Annotated in this window: 16 protein-coding genes and 1 tRNA gene; 12 read left to right on the top strand and 5 right to left on the bottom strand. The window is 65.3% G+C overall.

Going from position 1 to position 17,924, the window contains the following annotated elements; translation table 11 throughout:
• Window positions 1-83 precede the first annotated feature (83 nt).
• Window positions 84-851 (top strand): PP2C family serine/threonine-protein phosphatase, encoded by a 768-nt coding sequence (locus AZKH_RS05515; protein ID WP_041655953.1) that lies wholly within the window; start codon window positions 84-86, stop codon window positions 849-851.
• Here the strand turns inward: AZKH_RS05515 and corA are convergent.
• The gene (corA, locus tag AZKH_RS05520; protein WP_231874470.1) at window positions 840-1,871 is read right to left on the bottom strand and encodes a magnesium/cobalt transporter CorA; all 1,032 of its coding nucleotides are present in this window, start codon (window positions 1,869-1,871) and stop codon (window positions 840-842) included. The two genes, AZKH_RS05515 and corA, sit on opposite strands and share 12 nt — an antisense overlap.
• Window positions 1,872-2,239: 368 nt before the next feature.
• On the opposite strand from corA, the gene AZKH_RS05525 reads away from it, so the two are divergent.
• The 4 genes from AZKH_RS05525 (at window position 2,240) to AZKH_RS05540 (ending at window position 5,523) form a co-directional block, all read left to right on the top strand.
• Window positions 2,240-3,364 carry an NAD(P) transhydrogenase subunit alpha gene (locus AZKH_RS05525; protein ID WP_015434755.1) on the top strand — a complete coding sequence of 375 codons (1,125 nt, stop codon included), beginning with the start codon at window positions 2,240-2,242 and terminating at the stop codon, window positions 3,362-3,364.
• A 14-nt stretch (window positions 3,365-3,378) separates the two neighbouring features.
• Window positions 3,379-3,675: an NAD(P) transhydrogenase subunit alpha gene (locus AZKH_RS05530; RefSeq protein ID WP_041655954.1), complete on the top strand. Its 297-nt coding sequence runs from the start codon at window positions 3,379-3,381 to the stop codon at window positions 3,673-3,675.
• Entirely contained in the window at window positions 3,672-5,045 is a 1,374-nt protein-coding gene (locus AZKH_RS05535; RefSeq protein WP_015434757.1) for an NAD(P)(+) transhydrogenase (Re/Si-specific) subunit beta, read from the top strand. Before AZKH_RS05530 ends, AZKH_RS05535 begins: the two co-directional genes overlap by 4 nt.
• Before the next feature lie 109 nt (window positions 5,046-5,154).
• Complete coding sequence (locus tag AZKH_RS05540) at window positions 5,155-5,523, top strand: hypothetical protein (RefSeq protein WP_041656940.1); 369 nt, start codon at window positions 5,155-5,157, stop codon at window positions 5,521-5,523.
• A gap of 6 nt (window positions 5,524-5,529) precedes the next feature.
• On the opposite strand, the gene AZKH_RS05545 is transcribed toward AZKH_RS05540, so the two are convergent.
• From AZKH_RS05545 to AZKH_RS05560, 4 genes are all read right to left on the bottom strand, one after another.
• Window positions 5,530-7,410, bottom strand: a complete 1,881-nt coding sequence (locus AZKH_RS05545) for an EAL domain-containing protein (RefSeq protein WP_015434759.1) — start codon at window positions 7,408-7,410, stop codon at window positions 5,530-5,532.
• A gap of 105 nt (window positions 7,411-7,515) precedes the next feature.
• Entirely contained in the window at window positions 7,516-8,958 is a 1,443-nt protein-coding gene (locus tag AZKH_RS05550; RefSeq protein ID WP_015434760.1) for a DEAD/DEAH box helicase, read from the bottom strand.
• Window positions 8,959-9,147: 189 nt separating this feature from the next.
• Entirely contained in the window at window positions 9,148-10,254 is a 1,107-nt protein-coding gene (rlmM, locus tag AZKH_RS05555) for a 23S rRNA (cytidine(2498)-2'-O)-methyltransferase RlmM (protein WP_015434761.1), read from the bottom strand.
• A gap of 109 nt (window positions 10,255-10,363) precedes the next feature.
• Window positions 10,364-10,681, bottom strand: a complete 318-nt coding sequence (locus tag AZKH_RS05560; protein ID WP_156822041.1) for a hypothetical protein — start codon at window positions 10,679-10,681, stop codon at window positions 10,364-10,366.
• A 178-nt stretch (window positions 10,682-10,859) separates the two neighbouring features.
• On the opposite strand from AZKH_RS05560, the gene AZKH_RS05565 reads away from it, so the two are divergent.
• The 7 genes from AZKH_RS05565 (at window position 10,860) to AZKH_RS05590 (ending at window position 17,688) form a co-directional block, all read left to right on the top strand.
• A complete protein-coding gene (locus AZKH_RS05565) occupies window positions 10,860-12,188 on the top strand; it encodes an extracellular solute-binding protein (RefSeq protein ID WP_015434763.1) in 1,329 nt (442 codons plus the stop codon).
• Window positions 12,189-12,198: 10 nt separating this feature from the next.
• The gene (gene ugpQ, locus AZKH_RS05570) at window positions 12,199-12,951 is read left to right on the top strand and encodes a glycerophosphodiester phosphodiesterase (RefSeq protein ID WP_015434764.1); all 753 of its coding nucleotides are present in this window, start codon (window positions 12,199-12,201) and stop codon (window positions 12,949-12,951) included.
• Window positions 12,952-13,018: 67 nt separating this feature from the next.
• Entirely contained in the window at window positions 13,019-13,987 is a 969-nt protein-coding gene (gene ispB / locus AZKH_RS05575) for an octaprenyl diphosphate synthase (RefSeq protein WP_015434765.1), read from the top strand.
• A 17-nt stretch (window positions 13,988-14,004) separates the two neighbouring features.
• Window positions 14,005-14,081, top strand: a tRNA-Pro gene (locus tag AZKH_RS05580).
• A gap of 45 nt (window positions 14,082-14,126) precedes the next feature.
• Complete coding sequence (locus tag AZKH_RS05585; protein WP_156822042.1) at window positions 14,127-15,689, top strand: site-specific integrase; 1,563 nt, start codon at window positions 14,127-14,129, stop codon at window positions 15,687-15,689.
• Between the two features lie 101 nt (window positions 15,690-15,790).
• A complete protein-coding gene (locus tag AZKH_RS27165; protein ID WP_015434767.1) occupies window positions 15,791-15,955 on the top strand; it encodes a hypothetical protein in 165 nt (54 codons plus the stop codon).
• Window positions 15,952-17,688 carry a recombinase family protein gene (locus AZKH_RS05590; RefSeq protein ID WP_015434768.1) on the top strand — a complete coding sequence of 579 codons (1,737 nt, stop codon included), beginning with the start codon at window positions 15,952-15,954 and terminating at the stop codon, window positions 17,686-17,688. The genes AZKH_RS27165 and AZKH_RS05590 overlap by 4 nt, the downstream gene beginning before the upstream one ends.
• The last annotated feature ends 236 nt before the right edge of the window (window positions 17,689-17,924 follow it).

A 17,924-nucleotide genomic window follows, 5' to 3' on the forward strand; every position in this document is an offset into this window, starting at 1 on the left:
CGTCAGACTAGCAGCGACGATAGATCCCCCAAAAGCGGTAGCAACGGCGCTAACATCTGCGTGAAAGATTCGTGTCGTGGAATATGCCTATTACCGTCGAAACCTGCGTTGCAAGCCATATTGGGGACCGGCACGAGCAGCAGGACCGGGTGGGTGTTTTCGCCCACCCTCGCCAGCGCGGGACGATGATCGCGGTGCTGGCGGACGGGATGGGCGGGCACACCGGCGGCGCCATCGCCGCGGAACAGGTGCTCCTCAAGGCTCGCCAGAATTTCGAGTCCTACGCGCCGCAGAACGAATCCCCGAACGACCTGCTCGCGGAGATCGTCAACGACGCCCACCTCATCATCCGTCTGACCCGCCTCACCAGCGAGAAGGAGCCCCACAGCACTGCCGTGGTCCTCGTGCTGCAGCCGGGACACGTGCGCTGGGCCCACTGTGGTGATTCGCGCCTGTACCACTTCCGTGGCGCCGAGCTGGTGAGCCGCAGCGCCGACCATTCGCTCGTCGGCGAGCTGCTGCGCCGGGGGCGCCTCAACGAAGCCGGAGCGCGCGTGCACCCTCAGCGCAACGTCCTGCTTTCCTGCCTCGGCGGTGAAAAGGCGCCCGAGGTCGTGATCAGCGAGCCGGTGAAGCCTCAGGCCGGCGACAGTTTCCTGCTGTGCTCGGACGGCCTGTGGGGGCACCTGTCGGATGCCGAAATCGGAGCGGCGGTCGCCACGAGACGGGCGCGCGAAGCCGCCGAAGTCCTGGTCGATCGCGCCCGCCAGCGTGCCGGCGGCTACGGCGACAACATCTCGCTGGCGCTGATCAAGATCGTCGACGCCGCCTCGCTGACGTCACAGCCTTAGCCAGTTCCGGCGCCAGAAGAGCGCCGCCATCGCTGCCGCGACGAACCCCATCATCGCCAAGGCAATGTAGAAGCCGACGGGGTCCCGCAACAGTGGCATCACATCGAAGTTCATGCCGAAGATGCCGCTGATCAGCGTCGCGGGCAGGAACAGCGTCGTCAGTACGGTCAGGATGCGTACCTCGACGTTCAGCCGGTTACTCACCGCCGACAGGTAGATGTCCATCAGGTCGCTCAGCAGTTCGCGCACGGCGTCCAGCGTTTCGATCACGTGGATGGTGTGATCGTAGATGTCCCTCAAGTACAGGCGCGTCTCGTCGCTGAAAAACCGGGTGTCGCCGCGGATCAGCCCGTTGAGCACTTCGCGTAGCGGCCAGATCGCACGTCGTAGCATCTGGGTGTCGTGCTTGACCTGGTGGATGGTCTGCAGCAGTTGCGGTGTGGGACGGCTGAGTGCGTCGTCTTCCAGTCGTTCGGCGTCGTCGCCCAAATGGTCGACCACGACGAAATACTGGTCAATCACGGCATCGAGCAGCGCGTAGGCGAGGTAGTCGACGCCGTGCTTGAGGATGGGCGCCTGCGGTGCGCGCAGGCGTTCGCGGATCGGCTCGAAAGTACCCGTCGGTCGCTCCTGGAAGGACAGCACGAAATTCTCGCCGAGCACGATGCTCAACTGGTCCGAGCCGAGCGTGTGCGTTTGCGGGTCGTAGGCGAACACTCTCATCACGCAGTACAGGTAGTCGTCGTAGTCCTCGATCTTCGGTCGCTGGTGGGTGTTGAGCACGTCTTCCAGCACCAGCGGGTGCAGCCCGAAGCGTCGCCCGATCTCGCCGAGGATTTCCGCGTCCTGCAGGCCATGCACATTGAGCCATACCCGGTTGCGGCCCGGCGTGTAGGCGCGCGACTCCTCGATGCTCGCGAAGCGCTTTTCCTCGATTCCGTCCGTGTCGAACGCGATCAGCGAAATCTGCGGTTTGTCGGTCTTCACCGTGCCGACGTGCACGAGCGATCCGGGGGGCATGCCCGCCTTTGCCGGCGTCAGCGAGTGGGCCTTGCGGGGCTTTGGGGTCCTACCGGTATTTGTCATTTTCGCTTACCGGAAATTGCTACTAATTGGGATATTCCTGCCTTTACAGGGTTGCGCTTGGTCTGGGTATCAGTATTATCCGTGAGGCGCCCTTGTTGCACCGCACGGTGTACAACAAGAAATTACAAAGACCGATGCGCGGGGTGATGGCGTTCACACCTGCTCGTCAGACGTGGAACCGGGGGAGAGTCGGACGTGAGTTCCGGTTGCCTGCCGCTGCGCAGTTGACCTGGGTTCCCACTTTCGAAAGGCCGGTTTTGCGTGATGGTTCATGTCAATTTACCTGTCAGGGAGAACGGCCAATGCCTCTGTTAATCGGAGTGCCTGCTGAGTCCATTCCCGGAGAACGACGCCTCTCGGTCGTGCCGGATGTGGTCAAGAAGTACCTGGGCCTTGGCGCGCAGATGATGATGCAGGCTGGCGCAGGTCAGCCCGCGCATTTGCGCGACGAGATGTTTGCGGATGTGAAGTTCGTGCCGAACGCTGCCGAAGTATGCAGCACGGCCGATGTCGTGCTGTGCGTGCAGCCGCCGTCGGCAGAACTGATCGCAACGATGAAGCCGGGCAGCGTGCTGCTCGGCATGCTGCAGCCGTGGTCGGATGCCGACCGCGCGAAGCAGCTGATGGACAAGCAGATCACTTCGTTTGCACTGGAGCTCCTGCCGCGGATCACCCGCTCGCAGAGCATGGATGTGCTGTCAAGCCAGGCCGCTGTCGCGGGCTATGAGTGCGCGCTGATCGCCGCCGACCACAGCCCGAAGTTCTTCCCGATGCTGACCTACGCCGCGGGCACGATCCGTCCGGCCAAGGTGCTCGTCATCGGTGCAGGCGTCGCGGGCTTGCAGGCAATCGCTACCGCGCGCCGGATCGGCGCGATGGTCGAGGCCTACGACGTGCGTCCCGAGACGCGTGAGCAGATCGAGTCGCTGGGGGCGAAGTTCGTCGACACGGGCGTCTCGGCGGCCGGTACCGGCGGCTATGCGCGCGAGCTCACCGACGAGGAAAAGGCGAAGCAGGCCGAGCGCCTCGCGAAGGCGGTCGCCGGATGCGACGCGCTGATTACCACCGCCGCGATCCCGGGCAAGAAGGCCCCGAAGATCATCACCGCCGACATGATTGCGCGGATGAAGCCGGGTGCGGTCGTCGTCGACATGGCCGCCGAATCGGGTGGCAACGTCGAGGGCACCGTCGCGGGCGAGAAGACCTGGATCAACGACGTCCTCGTCATCGGCCCGACCCATATCGCCAGCCGCATGCCGGTGCATGCGTCCGAAATGTACGCCAAGAACCTCTTCAACTTCCTGTCCCCCTTCATCAAGGAAGGTGCGCTTGCGCTCGACTGGGAAGACGAAGTGATGGCCGGCTGCTGCCTCACCCATGCGGGCGAGCTGCGGCATGCGGCCGTCAGGCAGGTTCTGGGACTGTGACGGAGGACGCAAACGTGGAAGGCTTTGGTGCAATCTATATCTTCATGCTGGCCGCGTTCACCGGTTACGAGGTGATCTCGCGCGTGCCGGTGATTCTGCATACGCCGCTGATGTCGGGCTCGAACTTCGTGCACGGCGTCGTCCTGGTGGGTGCGATGGTGGTGCTCGGCGAGGCCGATCCGGCCGATCCGGTGCAGCTCGCGATCGGCTTCGTCGCGGTGTTCCTCGGCGCGGCCAACGCGGCGGGCGGCTACGTCGTCACCGAGCGCATGCTCGCGATGTTCAAGTCCAAGACTGGAGGTGCGCAATGAGCGGACTGATCCAGTTGGCGTACTTCGGCGTGGCCGTCGTGTTCATCCTCGGCCTGAAGGCGATGAGCTCGCCGGTCACCGCGCGCAAGGGCATCGTTTGGGCCGGCTACGCGATGATCGCGGCGACCCTCGTCACGTTCTACACGCCCGGCATGCAAAACTATGGCCTGATGATCACGGCCATCGCGCTCGGCGGGGCGATCGCGTGGTGGTCGGGTAAGGTCGTCAAGATGACCGACATGCCGCAGATGGTCGCCATCTACAACGGCATGGGTGGCGGTGCGGCGGCGGCGATTGCGGCGCTCGAGTTCGCTCGCGGGGCAAACCACGGGGTGGTCGCGAGCGCGCTCGCGGTGCTCGGTGCGTTGATCGGCTCGGTCGCCTTCTCCGGTTCGTGCATCGCCTTCGCGAAGCTGCAGGGCATCATGACCAAAGCGTGGCGGCTGCCGCAGCAGAACATGGTGAACATCGGCCTCGCCGGTCTCGCCGTGGTGCTGGGGCTGGCGATCATCTTCGCCGGTACGCCGCCGTCGGCGCTTGTCATCCTGTTCTTCCTCGTCGCGCTCGCGCTCGGCGCGATCCTCACCAGCCCGATCGGCGGTGCCGACATGCCGGTGGTGATCTCGCTGCTGAACGCCTTCACCGGTCTCGCGGTCGGCTTTGAAGGCTACGTGCTCGGCAATCCGGCGCTGATCGTCGCGGGCATCGTCGTCGGCGCGTCCGGCACGCTGCTCACGCAGCTGATGGCGAAGGCGATGAACCGCCCGATCCGGAACGTCATCTTCACGCCGATCACCGGCGCGGCAGCCGGCGGCGGCGAGGCGATCGAGGGCACGATGAAGGAACTGTCGGCGCTCGATGCGGCCTCCGTGATGCGCTACGCCTCGAAGGTCGTCATCGTGCCGGGTTATGGCATGGCGGTCGCCGGGGCGCAGCACAAGGTGTGGGAGATGGCGCAGCTGCTGGAAGAGGGCGGCGTCGAGGTCGTGTTCGCGATCCACCCGGTCGCGGGCCGCATGCCGGGGCACATGAACGTGCTGCTGGCGGAAGCCGGCGTGCCCTATGACAAGATCTTCGACATGGAAGAGATCAACTCCGACTTCCCGCAAGTGGACGTTGCCCTCGTGATCGGCGCGAACGACGTCGTGAACCCGGTCGCGCGTACCGACAAGTCGAGCCCGATCTACGGCATGCCGATCCTCAACGTCGACATGGCGCACAACGTCATCGTCGTCAAACGCGGCCAGGGCGCGGGCTACTCGGGCATCGAGAACGCGCTCTTCTTCAAGGACAACTGCCGCATGCTGTACGGCAGCGCGCAGCAGATCATCGGCGAAGTCATCACGCACGTGAAGGCGCTGGAGGTCTGATGTTCCGGCGGGTGTCGGGGCCGCACATGCGGCGCCCGACACCCGCATTCAAGACGCGGGCGGCACGTGCCGATAAGGGCATAATGGCCCTTGGAGGACTTTGAACAAGATGCCGCCCCGCGTGATTCCCGTCGGAATGCTTGCCTGTCTTACGCTGCTGGTCGTCGCCAGCGCGTGGGCTCAGCCTGCACCGTCCGCCGCCGGCAATCCAGCCGAGACTGCGCCCACCCCCGGTGGCAAAGGGACGGAAAAGGGCGCTGCAGCCCCGAAGCGCCCCCCCTTCCGCGATACCGCCGGCTACCGCTACCCCGCGATCTCGAGCACCGTGCGCGACATGCAGAACATGGCCTACGCGATGCAGTTACGCGACTATTGCGCCGACGACCGGGTGTCGGACGACTTCGTGAAGGAACAGCTCGCCCGTTTCAGCCGTGTCACTGGTCGCACGGAAACCTGCCGCACGCTGCTCGCGTATTGAGCATGCCTACTTAGTAGCGAGGTAGGCCCGGAAGGCCTCGGCAGTCATCGGTCGGCCGAACAGCGGCCCCTGCTGCAGGTGGCAGCCGAGCGCGGAGAGGAAGGCCTGCTGTGCGTCCGTTTCGACGCCGCGCGCGAGCACATCGAGTCCAAGGATGCCAGCCATGCTCGAAATTGCCTCGACGATCGCATCGCTGTCGTCGCGGATGCCGACCTCGCGCACGAGCTGCGGGTCGAGCTTCAGCGCACGCACCGGGTAGCGCTTGAGACGGGGAATCGACGCGAGGCCGCGACCGAAATCGTCGATCGCGAGTTGCACGCCCATCTCCGCGATGGCGGCAACCGTCGTGACGACGCGCGCGCTGTCGTCGCAGAACACCCGCTCGTCGAGGTCCAGCTCCAGCAGCCGGGCCGGCAAGCCGGAGGCGGCCAGCGCGTGGCGCACGCGAGCGGCGAGGTCGCCGTGCGTGATCTGCTCCAGCGCGATATTGACCGTCACTCGCACGCCCTGTCCGGCGCCGTTCCATGTCGCGGCTTCGGTGCAGGCGGTCTGCAGGATCCAGTCCCCCATCCGCGTGAGTTGGCCGGCATCGCGCGCGACGCCGGCGAAGCGCTGGAAGGGAATCAGACCGAGTTCCGGGTGATGCCAGCGCAGCAGCGCCTCGCCGCCGCGCACGGAATTGTCCCGGGCGTCGATCAGCGGCTGGAAATGGACTTCCAGCTGCTTGAGGTCGACCGCCTGCCGCAGCCGCGTTTCGAACGCGAGCAGCGGTGCGTCAGGCAGGTCGTGCATGACGACGGCCGCGCCGGGATGGGATTTCGATTCGATCGGGTAGGCGAGGATGTCGACGTCGAAGACACTGCCATCCTTGCGCCGATGCTGCCAGATACCGGATTCAGTCGGATTGCGGCCGTCTTCCGGTTGCACCCGCAGGTCGCCGATCCGCATTCCGCATAGCGCTGTCCGCGAGTAACCGTACACGCGCGCGGCGGCGGCATTGGCAGCGAAGATGCCGAGTTCCGGCCCTTCGCATAGCAGCGTCGGGAGTGGACTGTCGGCGAAGACGCGCTCGATTGCATCGTCCCCCGTCTCGGGAGAAATGGGCGCCGACGCCGAGTCCCCAGTTGATGCGATCTTCGGCTGATCCGCCGGCGGCAGAATCAGCAGACGCCAGTCGGGCTTGGGGCCCGGCAGCACGCGTGCGTGTATCGCCTCCGCGCGACCCGGCACCTGCAGGCACGCCACGGGCGAGGCGTTGACGCCCGGCCATTCGACCTCCATGCACGCGTTCAAAGCGTGGCCGACGATGCTTCCGCGCTTGAGGCCCAGGGCTTCGAGCGCGGCGGCGTTGGTGGCGGCGATGCGTTCGTTTTCGTCGATCACGATCACGGGCTGCTCGACCGCTGCGGCAAGCCGCGGCCACACCGTGTCGGCGGGCGGCTCGTCGGTGAAGGGGGCGTTCGCGTACGCTTCCGCGATGATGTCCGGGCTGAGGATCAGCGCGTGGATGCCGGGACGGATGCGTGCCGCGGCGACGAAGCGCAGGTCGCGGTGCCGCTCGCCCGGCAGCGCGACGCGCAGGCTGCCGCGCATCTCGCCCTGGATGAAGAGCCGGGCGCGGGCATCGAGGAAGTCGCGTTCGGACGGGAAGAGATCGCACAGCGGCTTGCCGGCGATCTGCCGGTAGTCGCGCTCGAGCAGCCGGCAGGCGGCGCTGTTCGCTTCGAGGACGATCTCGTCGCCCGTGATGATCAGGCCTTCGTCGAGCAGTTCGAACAGGGCAAGGTAGAGCCCGGTCTCCGCACCCTCGGAAAAATCCGGGATGAAGGGCTCTTCGGGGTTTTCATTGCCCTGCGGGGGACGGGCTGCGTTCATCTGGGCGCTCATTCCAGGTATTCGTGCGAGTTATCGGCGTGAGCCCAGAATACTTGAACGCGCCAGCGCGCCTTTGCCGGAAAAGGCGGGGTTTGCCCCCGCTAATTCCGCGAGAACTTATTTTCGTCCCAGTCCGCCGAGCAGGAAGGGGATCGGGCGCGCATTGCGCTTGGGCAGCGGCGACAGATGGTCCGCGGAGGCGCTGTCGAGGCTGCCGGCGGCGCCTGTCGGTTGATATGGCTTGCTGAAATCGAATCCGTCGGCCGCGATCGTCGATTTCTTGCGACGTGCGGAGTCTCCGCCCTTGGCCGGCGATCCCGTGCGCGGTCCGCGCCCATTCTCGCGCGCCGGTTCGGTCTCCGCATGGCTGCCCTTGCGACCGTGCTTGCCACGGCTACCGCTTTCGTGGAAATCCGGCTCCGGGTCGAATCCGGCGACGTCTTCCTGCGGAATCTGCAGCTTGATGAGCTTTTCGATGTCGGCCAGCAGGTGCTTTTCCTCGCTGCTCACCAGCGACACCGCGCGACCCTTGCGACCGGCGCGGCCGGTGCGCCCGATGCGGTGCACGTAGTCTTCGGCGGTATGTGGCAGCTCGAAGTTGATCACCGAGGGCAGGTCGTCGATGTCCAGCCCGCGCGCCGCGACGTCGGTCGCGACGAGCACGCGCAGTTTGCCGGACTTGAAGGCTTCCAGCGCCTCGGTGCGCTGCGACTGCCCCTTGTCGCCATGGATCGCATCGGCGGCAATGTCATGGCGCTCAAGGAAGTGCGCGAGACGGCCGCAGGCGAGCTTGGTCGCGACGAACACCAGCGCCTGGGTGTCAGGCTCGTGGCGCAGCAGATGCACCAGCAGGTTGCGCTTGAGGCCCGCCGAGACCGGGTGCACGACGTGGGTGATCGTCTCCGACACCGTATTGCGCCGCGCGACCTCGATCAGCTGCGGCTCCTTCAGCATCTGGTCGGCGAGCTTCTTGATCTCGTCCGAGAAGGTCGCCGAGAACAGCAGGCTCTGGCGGCTCGCCGGCAGCAGGTCGAGGATGCGGCGGATGTCCGGGATGAAGCCCATGTCCAGCATGCGATCGGCTTCGTCCAGCACCAGCATCTCGACCTGGTTCAGGACGATGGTCTTCTGCTGCACGTGGTCGAGGAGCCGTCCCGGTGTCGCGACGACGATCTCGACGCCGTTGCGCAGCTCCTGGATCTGCGGCTTCATGTCGACGCCGCCATAGATGCAGGTCGTGCGCAGCGGCACGTACTTGCTGTAGGTCTTCACCGATTCGAACACCTGCATCGCGAGCTCACGTGTCGGCGCGAGGATCAACGCACGCACCGGATGGCGGGCAGGGCTCGTGGAGGCGCTGGCGTGGCGGGCGAGGCGGTTCAGCAGCGGCAGCGTGAAGCCTGCGGTCTTGCCGGTACCGGTCTGCGCACCGCCCATGATGTCGCGCCCGGCCAGCACGACGGGGATGGCCTGCTGCTGGATCGGAGTGGGGGTCGTATAACCGGTGTCGGCTACCGCGCGTAGCAACTCGGGAATCAACCCGAGGTCGGCGAAACTCATAGGCGCCTATCTTCCATGGAGGCCCGCCGCGTGCTGCGCGACGCCAGGAGAGGCGATTGGATGAACGATGGCCGGAACGTCAGGGTTCCGGAACGGCTCGCGCCAACCGGCAGGCCGGGTGCTTGAAAATCAGCATTATACATGCTTGGCCCCCGGGCCTGCAGGGACTTGAACGTCCCCGGGACAAAGTCAAGCGGATTTGCGCAGCGCGAGATAGCCGGTGATTTCCTCGCGGTCGTGATACAGGTGCTTGAGGCGCAGCACGAAGGGCCCTTCGTTCACGAGGCGCTTGGTGATGATCGCGCGGCACTGTTCGACGGCGTCGAGGCGCTTCTTCATCGGTAGCTTGAGGTTGAAGATCGTCCGGCGGCAGCGCCCGGTGGCGATCCAGTCCGCGACGAGCGCCGCAATCCGCGTCGGCTGCTCGACCATGTCGCACACCATCCACTCGACGGGACGTTGCGGACGCCAGGTAAAGCCATCGGCACGGACGTGCTCGACGAGGCCTGTCGCCATCACGGAGGGAGCCATCGGGCCGTTGTCGATCGATGTCACGCGCAGCCCGCGGTGGGCGAGCTGCCAGGTCCAGCCGCCCGGTGCCGCGCCGAGATCCACCGCGCGCAGCCCCGCACGCAATCCGGCGTTGCGCTCTTCCTCCGTGAGCAGCGTGAAGATCGCCTCGGCGAGCTTCAGCGTCGAGCGGCTGCCGGCCTCGCGCAGCATGCGCAGGCGCGGAATGCCCATTGGCCATAGCGCCGCGCGGCCGGGCAGGGACGCGCACAACCATGCGGTCGACGCGTCGCCGAAAAGCACATGCAGTTCCGGCAGCCCCTTCGCACCTTCGCGGAAGGCGCCGGCCTTTTCCAGTTCGCGTTGAAGCGGCGCCGTGAAGCGGCGGCAGAAGCCGGACTGCTGCTTCGCCTCGTCCGTGTCCGGCGTCTCCAGCATCAGGCTCGCAAAGCGCTGGCCGGCTTCACGCGCCGCGGCGACGATCGGCGTCGCCCGGTCACGTTCGGGCAGGTTGTCGACGCGGGCGAACCATGGCAGCAACTGGCGGGCGAAGATCAGCGTGCGCCAGTCGCAATGCTCTGCGAGCTCCGCGAAGTCGACCGCCTCATGGCTTTCGAAGGTCACGAAGGCCTGGCCGGGCTGGGCCCGCACGAAACCGCTCATGCCGATCTCGGCACAAAAGGCTTCCAGTTCGGTGGCCACTTCCTTTTCGAAGCCCGCGCGGCACAATGCGAGCAGGCCGTAGACGGAGAGCGGGAGGCGGTTCTGGGTGGGAGAAGGATGCATGGATGCTCGAGTGCGGCGACGGTGGATGCCGTGTGGGGACGGCGGGAACGCGCGGATGATAAGCCGCGCCACGCCGCGCGCCTAGCCCGGATATCCCGCCGGGCCGGACTCAGTGCTTGGCGGCTTGCTTGCTCTCGCCACCCGTTTCGGCCGCTGCCGGCTTTGCGGTGGGGGTGACGGTGGGCGGAACGGTCTGGATGTTGTGTTCGGTCATGTAGTCGTTCATCTCGCGCCAGCCGCTGAAGATCGCCGCCTTTTGCGCTTTCGGGTTCAGCGCATAGCAGTCTTCCAGCGCACGGCCAGCGTGGCGGCAGGCGCCGCCGATCGCCTTGCCTTCGGCCTCGGCCGCCGCCTCTTCCTTTTTCGGATCAGGCAGACCGAGCAGCTCGGTGGTTCGCTCGCATGCGGTCAGCGCGAGCAGCAGCATCAGCGGGACAAGTCGTCGGGCAAGCATGGTCTAAAGTGTATCTGCGGGGTGGCCTGAGGACTTTAACGTCATCGCGGGAAAAATCTTGATGCAATGATAGATCGTCGCGGGCGACGGGGTATGGCGAGTGGTTCTATACTTCGCGCTTTGCACGTTTACGGTCGTAAAGGAAGCTGGAATGAAGCCTGTGGCTCGAGTACTGCAAAATGGTTTTACGGCGCTGCTCTGTTGTGGCGCCTTGGTCGGTTTGCCCGCGACGGTGCATGCGGCGAAACCCAAGGCCGCTCCGGCCGCCCCCGCGAAGGCAGCTCCAGCCGCCGGACCGCGTGAAATCCGCCTCGGGCATCAGCTCGATCCGGACCGCGCCGAAGCGTTGCAGAAGCTCGTTACCCGCTTCAACGAGCGCAGCAAGGATTACCGCATCGTGCTGACGGCGCTGGCCGACGGCGATACGCCGGACATGGCCATCGTCCTGGGCGACGATCTCGAGCGCTACTTCAGCGGCAAGGTCGGCTACAAGCCGCTGTCGGCCGTGATGCGTGATGCAGGCGTGCCGCTGCAGACGCTGAAGCCGCCCGCCACGATGACCCGTTCGCTGGTCGACGGCAAGGGGCAGTTGCTGGCGCTGCCGGTCGCGTTGTCGACGCCGGTCATGTACTTCAATCGCAACGAATTCAAGCGCGTCGGCCTCAACCCCGATGCGCTCCCGAAGACCTGGTTCGATCTGCAGCAAGTGCTCGGCCAACTGGTCGACGCCGGTTCGCAATGCCCCTACACGGTCTCGCAACCGGGCCGCGTGATGATCGAGAACACCAGCGCCTGGCATAACGAGCCGGTCGCCGCGCGTCAGGCCAAGGGCGAGCGGGCGGCTTTTAATGGCATGCTGCAGGTCAAGCACATCGCGATGATGGCGAGCTGGCATCGTGCGCGCTACCTGCGCACCTTCGACACCGACAGCGAAGCCGAGGGCCGCTTCGCCGCCGGCGAGTGCGCGGTGATCGCTGCCCCGTCGTCGAGCTGGACCGACTTCCGCCGCAAGGCGAATTTCGAGGTCGGCATCGCCCCGCTGCCCTACCACGACGATTTTGCCGGCGGCGGCGCTCCGCAGAACACGCTGGCCGAAGGGGGCGCCATGTGGGTGTCCGCAGGCAAGCCGGCCGCCGAGTACAAGGGCGTCGCGCAGTTCGTCGCATTCTGGCTGCAGCCTGAAAACCAGATCGCCTGGGAACGCGAATCGGGCTACCTGCCGCTCAACCGTGCCGGCGTCTTCGCGGCACAGAGCGACCTGTTGGCGCCCGACCTCGATAACGTGCGCGTCGCCGTCGCCCAGCTCACCGCCAAGCCTGCCACGGCCGATTCGAGCGCCACGTCCATCACTGGCCGTTCCCGCGTGATGAGCATCCTCGACGAAGAGCTCCGTGCCGTATGGGCCGATCGCAAGCCCGCCAAGGAGGCGCTGGACACTGCGGTGGTGCGTGTGCAGAGCCTGATGTCCGGCGTACGCTGACGAGATCGCGATGGCCGCGCGCGACTGGTCCCTGCCACGCGTCCTGGCGCACCGCTGCGGCGGCACCTTGGCGCCGGAGAACACGCTGGCGGGGCTGGCCGTCGCGGCCGCCTGCAATTGTGGTGGCGTCGAATTCGACGTGATGCTCAATGCCAGCGGCTCGCCGGTGTTGATTCACGATGAGACGCTGGAACGCACGACCAGCGGCCGGGGCCGCGTCGCCGACCTCCCCGACGAGGCGATGGCGACGCTGGACGCGGGCACGTGGTTCGACTCGCGTTTTGCCGGCGAACGGATTCCGTCGCTCGAGTCCGCGCTGGCCCGCTGTATCGCGCTCGACTTGGCAATCAACCTCGAGATCAAGCCCTCGGAAGGCGCCGACGAGGCGACCGCCGAATGCGTCGTTCGCACGCTGCGGCGCCACTGGAGCGGCGGAGCCCCCCCGCTGGTGCTGTCGTCTTTTTCCGAAGCATCGCTCGCGGTCGCCGCCGCGCTCGCGCCCGAGATGCCACGCGGGCTGCTCGTCGGGGCCGTCCCCGACGACTGGGAGGAACGCTGCCGCCGGCTCGGCGCCGTGTCGCTCCATGCCGGCGAGCGCTCGCTCGACCATGCGACCGTGGCGGCGGTCCGACAAGCCGGACTCCGCATGGCCTGCTACACGGTGAACGATCCCCTCCAGGCGCAGACGCTCTCGAAATGGGGCGTGGACTGCGTGATCACGGACCGCCCCGACATCGTTCGCGCCGCAGACCGCGGGCTCTGATCCCCGCTTTCTTGACGGGGCGCCGCCCGGCCCCCTAACATCGCCCTTTTTTCGCGAGCACGCAGCCTTGTCGACCCAGCAGCTCTACGCGCCGATCGCAGCCGATATGCAGGCCGTCGATGCGGTGATCCGTCAGCGTCTCTACTCCGATGTCGTGCTCATCCGGCAGGTCGCGGAGTACATCATCCAAAGCGGCGGCAAGCGCCTGCGCCCGGCGCTGGTGCTGTTTTCGGCCAACGCGATGGGATACCGGGGCGTTCATCACCACGAACTGGCGGCCGTCGTCGAGTTCATTCACACCGCGACCTTGCTGCACGACGACGTCGTGGACGAATCCGAGCTGCGCCGCGGCAACAAGACGGCGAATGCGATGTTCGGCAACGCCGCGTCGGTTCTCGTCGGCGATTTCCTCTATTCGCGTGCCTTCCAGATGATGGTCGGCGTCAACAACATGCGCGTGATGCAGGTCCTGGCCGATGCGACGAACATGATCGCCGAGGGCGAGGTGCTGCAATTGCTGAACTGTCACAACGCGGATGTCGAGATCGAGGACTACCTGCGCGTGATCCGCTACAAGACGGCGAAACTGTTCGAGGCTGCGACGCGTCTGGGCGCGATCCTCTCCGGCGCCGACCAAGAGACGGAGGAACGCATGGCCGCCTTCGGCATGCACCTCGGCACCGCCTTTCAGCTCATCGACGACGTGCTGGACTACTCGTCCGACGAAGCCGCGACTGGCAAACACCTCGGCGACGACCTCGCCGAAGGCAAGCCGACGCTGCCGCTGATCCATGCGATGCAGCACGGCACGCCCGAGCAGGCGGCACTGGTCCGTGGCGCGATCGAAAGCGGTGGGCGCGACGAATTTCCGAGGATTCTCGAAGCGATTCACGAGACTGGCGCCCTGGAAGAGACGCGCCGTCACGCGCGCGCCGAGGCGCAACGCGCGATCGACGCAATTTCTTCACTTTCCCCTTCCATTTTCAAAGAAGCGCTGCTACAATTATCGGACTTTGCAGTTGAGAGAAATCACTAACAACTGCTCGGTACCGTCGGGGAATAGCTCAGCCTGGTAGAGCACTGCGTTCGGGACGCAGGGGCCGGAGGTTCGAATCCTCTTTCCCCGACCACAAATTCGTTGCGAATCAACCCGTTATGATTCGCGCTGCGGCTAAATGGAGCAAACTCGACCAGGGTTTGCTCCATTTTTGCTCCAACGTCCGGAGCAGCCGTCCCGCGATCCGTTCGCGGCATGCCCTCCGCTTTTGCCTATACCGGTACTCGCCCTCATCGGAGTATCGCGCATGTCGTCCTCGCAGGCTGCCTCGAGCAGCATTCAGAATCGTTCCCCGTTTGTCGTCACCGTTCGAACCGACGTCACGCTGAACCGCCGCTTCTCGTTCACCGACCGAAAAAAGGCTCAGACCTACGTCGAAGCCCTCGCGGACCGCGGCATCAAGGCTCGCCTCACGCAGCTCGAAACGTCGTTCCAGTTGCGCGTGCGCAGGAAAGGCGTTCCCGAGCAGTTCATCACCTTCGATACCTTCGAGGCGGCCGAGCAAACGCGCCTCCATATTGAAGCGCAACTGTCGGTGAGCGTCGTGCGTGACTACTCCGTCGCGACGAAGACGACACTGCGCGACCTCCTCGAGCGCTACCTTGAGCAGGTCGTTCCCTCCCACAAAGGCGCCAGCATCGAGCGCACCCGCATCCGGCGACTGCTACGCGAGGAGGCTTTCGTCGACAAGAAACTCGCGGCGCTCACGACCGAAGACCTGCAGGACTTCATCACCGACCGCCTCACCGAGGTGGCGCCCGCCACCGTCGACCGCGAACTCGACATGATTTCGCAGACGCTGAACTACGCGGACGACGTGTGGAAAATCGCTCCCGTGGAAAGCCCGTTCAAGGGGCTGCGGCGGCCGAAATACTTCAATGAGCGCGATCGGCGCCTGGCGCCGAGCGAGGAGAAGGAGCTGCTCGAGGCGGCGCGCGCGGATGAGAATCCGTATGTCGAGCCCGCCATCGTGCTGGCGCTCGAGACGGCGATGCGCCGTAGCGAGCTCCTGGGACTTGCCGCGGCCGACATCAACTTCGAGTTGCGCTATGCATTCCTGCGCGACACCAAAAACGGTCGCAGTCGCAAGGTGCCGCTCAGCATGCGCGCGCTGCAAGTCATCCGCGCGTTGCTTGCGCTGCAGAACCTGTCCGAGAATGACGACAGCACGACCTTGCTGCTCCCCCTCACGCCCAACGCCTTGAAAAAGGCGTTCTTCAACCGGGTCATTCCCAAGAGCAGGGTCGTGGATTTCCACTTTCACGACCTGCGGCACGAGGCCATCTCGCGCCTGGCGGAGTCCGAACGCTTCGGACTCCTCGAGCTCCAGGCCATTTCAGGCCATCGCGACGTGCGCATGCTGCAGCGCTACGCCCACCTATGCGCGGGCAGTCTTGCCACCAAGATGGACGAAGTTCGGGGCTCGACGACGGAATACACCCACCGCGGGCGCCGCCGAACTGTCTTCAAGCCCGAAGAAATTGCTCGCTCGCTGCCGCCAGCCGGGTCCGGCACGACCCCGGTGACTCCTGCCCCAGTCGCCGAGGTGCAGGCTGCGCCGGAGACAGTGTCCACGGCGGTGACCCCGACCATTCGTACTCCATCACCGGCCGCGCGAGCGCCTGCTGCGAACGTCATCGATTTTCGCGCCGCAGTGCTGCGCCGTGCTGCCTGCGCCTGACGTGACAAGCCCCCGCGACATACGGTCTGCGGGGGCAGGATCGATGATCGATGGTGGGTTGAGGAAAAATCGCGCTGTTGCGGGCGACTGGAGGAAAGAGGATGAAAAACATGCGGCATGGGGGTACGTCCGACGCTATACCCGTTAACCGCCCAGCCTCGGCTCTGCCGGACGCGGTGCGGGATCTGGCAGATCTGCTTGCTGAGATCGCGGCGCATCAGATCCGCGAGAAGCCAACGGAGAAGAAGGAAGGGAGCAAAAAATGAAGGAGCGTGTTGCCATTTATGCCCGGTATTCCGATGACCAGCAGCGCCCAACGTCGGTGGACGACCAGATTCGGCGCTGCCGGGAGCTGGCCAAGCAGCATGGTTTGACGCTCGACAACGTGTTGGTATTCGAGGACGCTGCCATTACCGGGAAGGCCAAGGGCGAGGCGCGCCGAAAAGGATTTCAGGCACTGCTGGAGGCGTGGGATGCGCATGCGTTCTCGGTGCTGCTGGTCGACGAGTTCTCGCGCCTGTCGCGCGACGCTGTGACCCAGGCGCAACTCGCACGGCGCCTCGAAGCCAATCAGCGCGTGCGGATGCTGACGGCCAATGGCATCGACACGGGGCGACCCAACTGGCAGCTGCTCCTCGGACTCGAAGGCATCGTCGCGCAGCAGGCCGGGCGCGACACCAAGCACCGCGTCGTGCGCGGGATGATGGGACAACTCGAGCGCGGGTACATGATTGCCGCGCCCGCCTATGGCTACTCGCTCAGGCGTGAGCTCGATGCGGCGGGCAACCACCTGGGGTCGCACTGGGTCATCGACGAGCAGGCTGCCGCGGTCGTGCGCGATATCTTTGCATGGCGCGCGCAGGGGCAGTCCATGCACGAAATCGCGCGACAACTCAACGCCTCCGCGATACCGACCTGCCATCGGAGCCGCAAGAACGAGGCCGACTACTGGCGGCCCTCCCGCATCCGTAACGTCCTGTCCAACCGCATCTACAAGGGCGAGTTCGTCTGGAATGGGTCTGGGCGGAGCCGGGCACTGGCGAAGAAGGAGGGGCGTCAGCTCGAACAGAAGACCTACCAGCGTCCCGGCCTGCGTTTGGTAAGCGATGACGTCTGGGACCGCTGCAATGGCAAGACCGTCAGCCGATCGGGCTACGGAGGAGGCAAGCATGCGTTGGCGGGGCTCGTGAGCTGTGGATGTTGTGGTGGTACGCTTGTCTTGACTAGCCTCGCGCGCTGCCGCTCGCTCTACTGTGCAAGTTGTATGGTCGCTAAATGCGTGGATGACCAACGGGCGCGGCTGTCGAGCACGGTCGCTGCGGCTGGTGTTCAGGTGCTTCTGCTTGAGGCGGCGCGCTTCTTCCTGACACCTGAGTTTGTTTCCGCGTTCAAGAATTTGCTACGGGCACGGCTCGACGGAGGGGGCGAGGCCGAACTCAAAGCTGCGCGCGTGGAGCTTGCGCGCCTCGAACGTATTCAGGAGCGACTGTCGAGGGTATTGGCGACGAGCGAGGAGGATGACCCCGTTCTAATGGCCCGTTATGCAGAGGCGCGCGAGGGCGTCCGCTCGCAGAAGCTGCGTGTGGACGAACTCGTTGCGGGGGAGCAGGCGGTCGACCGAGCGGTAATCGAGGCACAGTTGCAGGTTGACCCCGCCGTCGTCCTCGACGGCCTGTTCGATTCCGACGTTGCGCCGGCCCGAGTGCGCTCCGTGTTGGCGCGCCTCTTTCCTGAAATCGTATTTGAGGGCAAGCGCAGCAAGTACACGTCGATTTTTCGGGTGCAGTTCGCGCCGGGGGCCGCACTCGCCATCGCAGCGGTGACGCCCGGTGTTGACGAAAATTCGGTTGAACGCCGGTTCGTACTTGCCTATTCGCCAGCAAGGCGGGGAGGGGAGGCTAAGTGGCACGTCGACATTCTGCCCGAAACCCGGGCAGACCGCGGGGCAACGGTGGAACTCGGCCAGGCCAACTTGCCCTCTGTTTCGTTGAATGCCTGACGCTTAGGAAAACGTAACGTCCTGAGCAATGGTGGCACGTAGCCCGCAGGTAATTCAGGAACCGCTCCCCAATCGGTCGTTCATCAGTTTCGAGCGCGGACCGATCGTAGGTGAGGTTAGTTAGCGCGTGTCCCGAGTCGGGACAAAGATGCGGCCACGTCGGAGGACTGTTGTGACGCAATACCGTAAGCCTTCCCCGATGTCTCATTACGTGTTGGAAGCTAATCCGCAAAGCC

The sequence above is a fragment of the Azoarcus sp. KH32C genome (assembly GCF_000349945.1).
Lineage (GTDB): Bacteria > Pseudomonadota > Gammaproteobacteria > Burkholderiales > Rhodocyclaceae > Aromatoleum.

What these genes read in the sequence shown, in the direction of transcription:
- AZKH_RS05515 (WP_041655953.1), top strand. Translation starts at nt 84, where the DNA reads ATGCCTATTACCGTCGAAACCTGCGTTGCAAGCCATATTGGGGACCGG.
- corA (WP_231874470.1), bottom strand. Translation starts at nt 1,871, where the DNA reads ATGCCCCCCGGATCGCTCGTGCACGTCGGCACGGTGAAGACCGACAAA.
- AZKH_RS05525 (WP_015434755.1), top strand. Translation starts at nt 2,240, where the DNA reads ATGCCTCTGTTAATCGGAGTGCCTGCTGAGTCCATTCCCGGAGAACGA.
- AZKH_RS05535 (WP_015434757.1), top strand. Translation starts at nt 3,672, where the DNA reads ATGAGCGGACTGATCCAGTTGGCGTACTTCGGCGTGGCCGTCGTGTTC.
- AZKH_RS05540 (WP_041656940.1), top strand. Translation starts at nt 5,155, where the DNA reads ATGCCGCCCCGCGTGATTCCCGTCGGAATGCTTGCCTGTCTTACGCTG.
- AZKH_RS05545 (WP_015434759.1), bottom strand. Translation starts at nt 7,410, where the DNA reads ATGAGCGCCCAGATGAACGCAGCCCGTCCCCCGCAGGGCAATGAAAAC.
- AZKH_RS05550 (WP_015434760.1), bottom strand. Translation starts at nt 8,958, where the DNA reads ATGAGTTTCGCCGACCTCGGGTTGATTCCCGAGTTGCTACGCGCGGTA.
- rlmM (WP_015434761.1), bottom strand. Translation starts at nt 10,254, where the DNA reads ATGCATCCTTCTCCCACCCAGAACCGCCTCCCGCTCTCCGTCTACGGC.
- AZKH_RS05560 (WP_156822041.1), bottom strand. Translation starts at nt 10,681, where the DNA reads ATGCTGCTGCTCGCGCTGACCGCATGCGAGCGAACCACCGAGCTGCTC.
- AZKH_RS05565 (WP_015434763.1), top strand. Translation starts at nt 10,860, where the DNA reads ATGAAGCCTGTGGCTCGAGTACTGCAAAATGGTTTTACGGCGCTGCTC.
- ugpQ (WP_015434764.1), top strand. Translation starts at nt 12,199, where the DNA reads ATGGCCGCGCGCGACTGGTCCCTGCCACGCGTCCTGGCGCACCGCTGC.
- AZKH_RS05585 (WP_156822042.1), top strand. Translation starts at nt 14,127, where the DNA reads ATGGAGCAAACTCGACCAGGGTTTGCTCCATTTTTGCTCCAACGTCCG.
- AZKH_RS27165 (WP_015434767.1), top strand. Translation starts at nt 15,791, where the DNA reads ATGAAAAACATGCGGCATGGGGGTACGTCCGACGCTATACCCGTTAAC.
- AZKH_RS05590 (WP_015434768.1), top strand. Translation starts at nt 15,952, where the DNA reads ATGAAGGAGCGTGTTGCCATTTATGCCCGGTATTCCGATGACCAGCAG.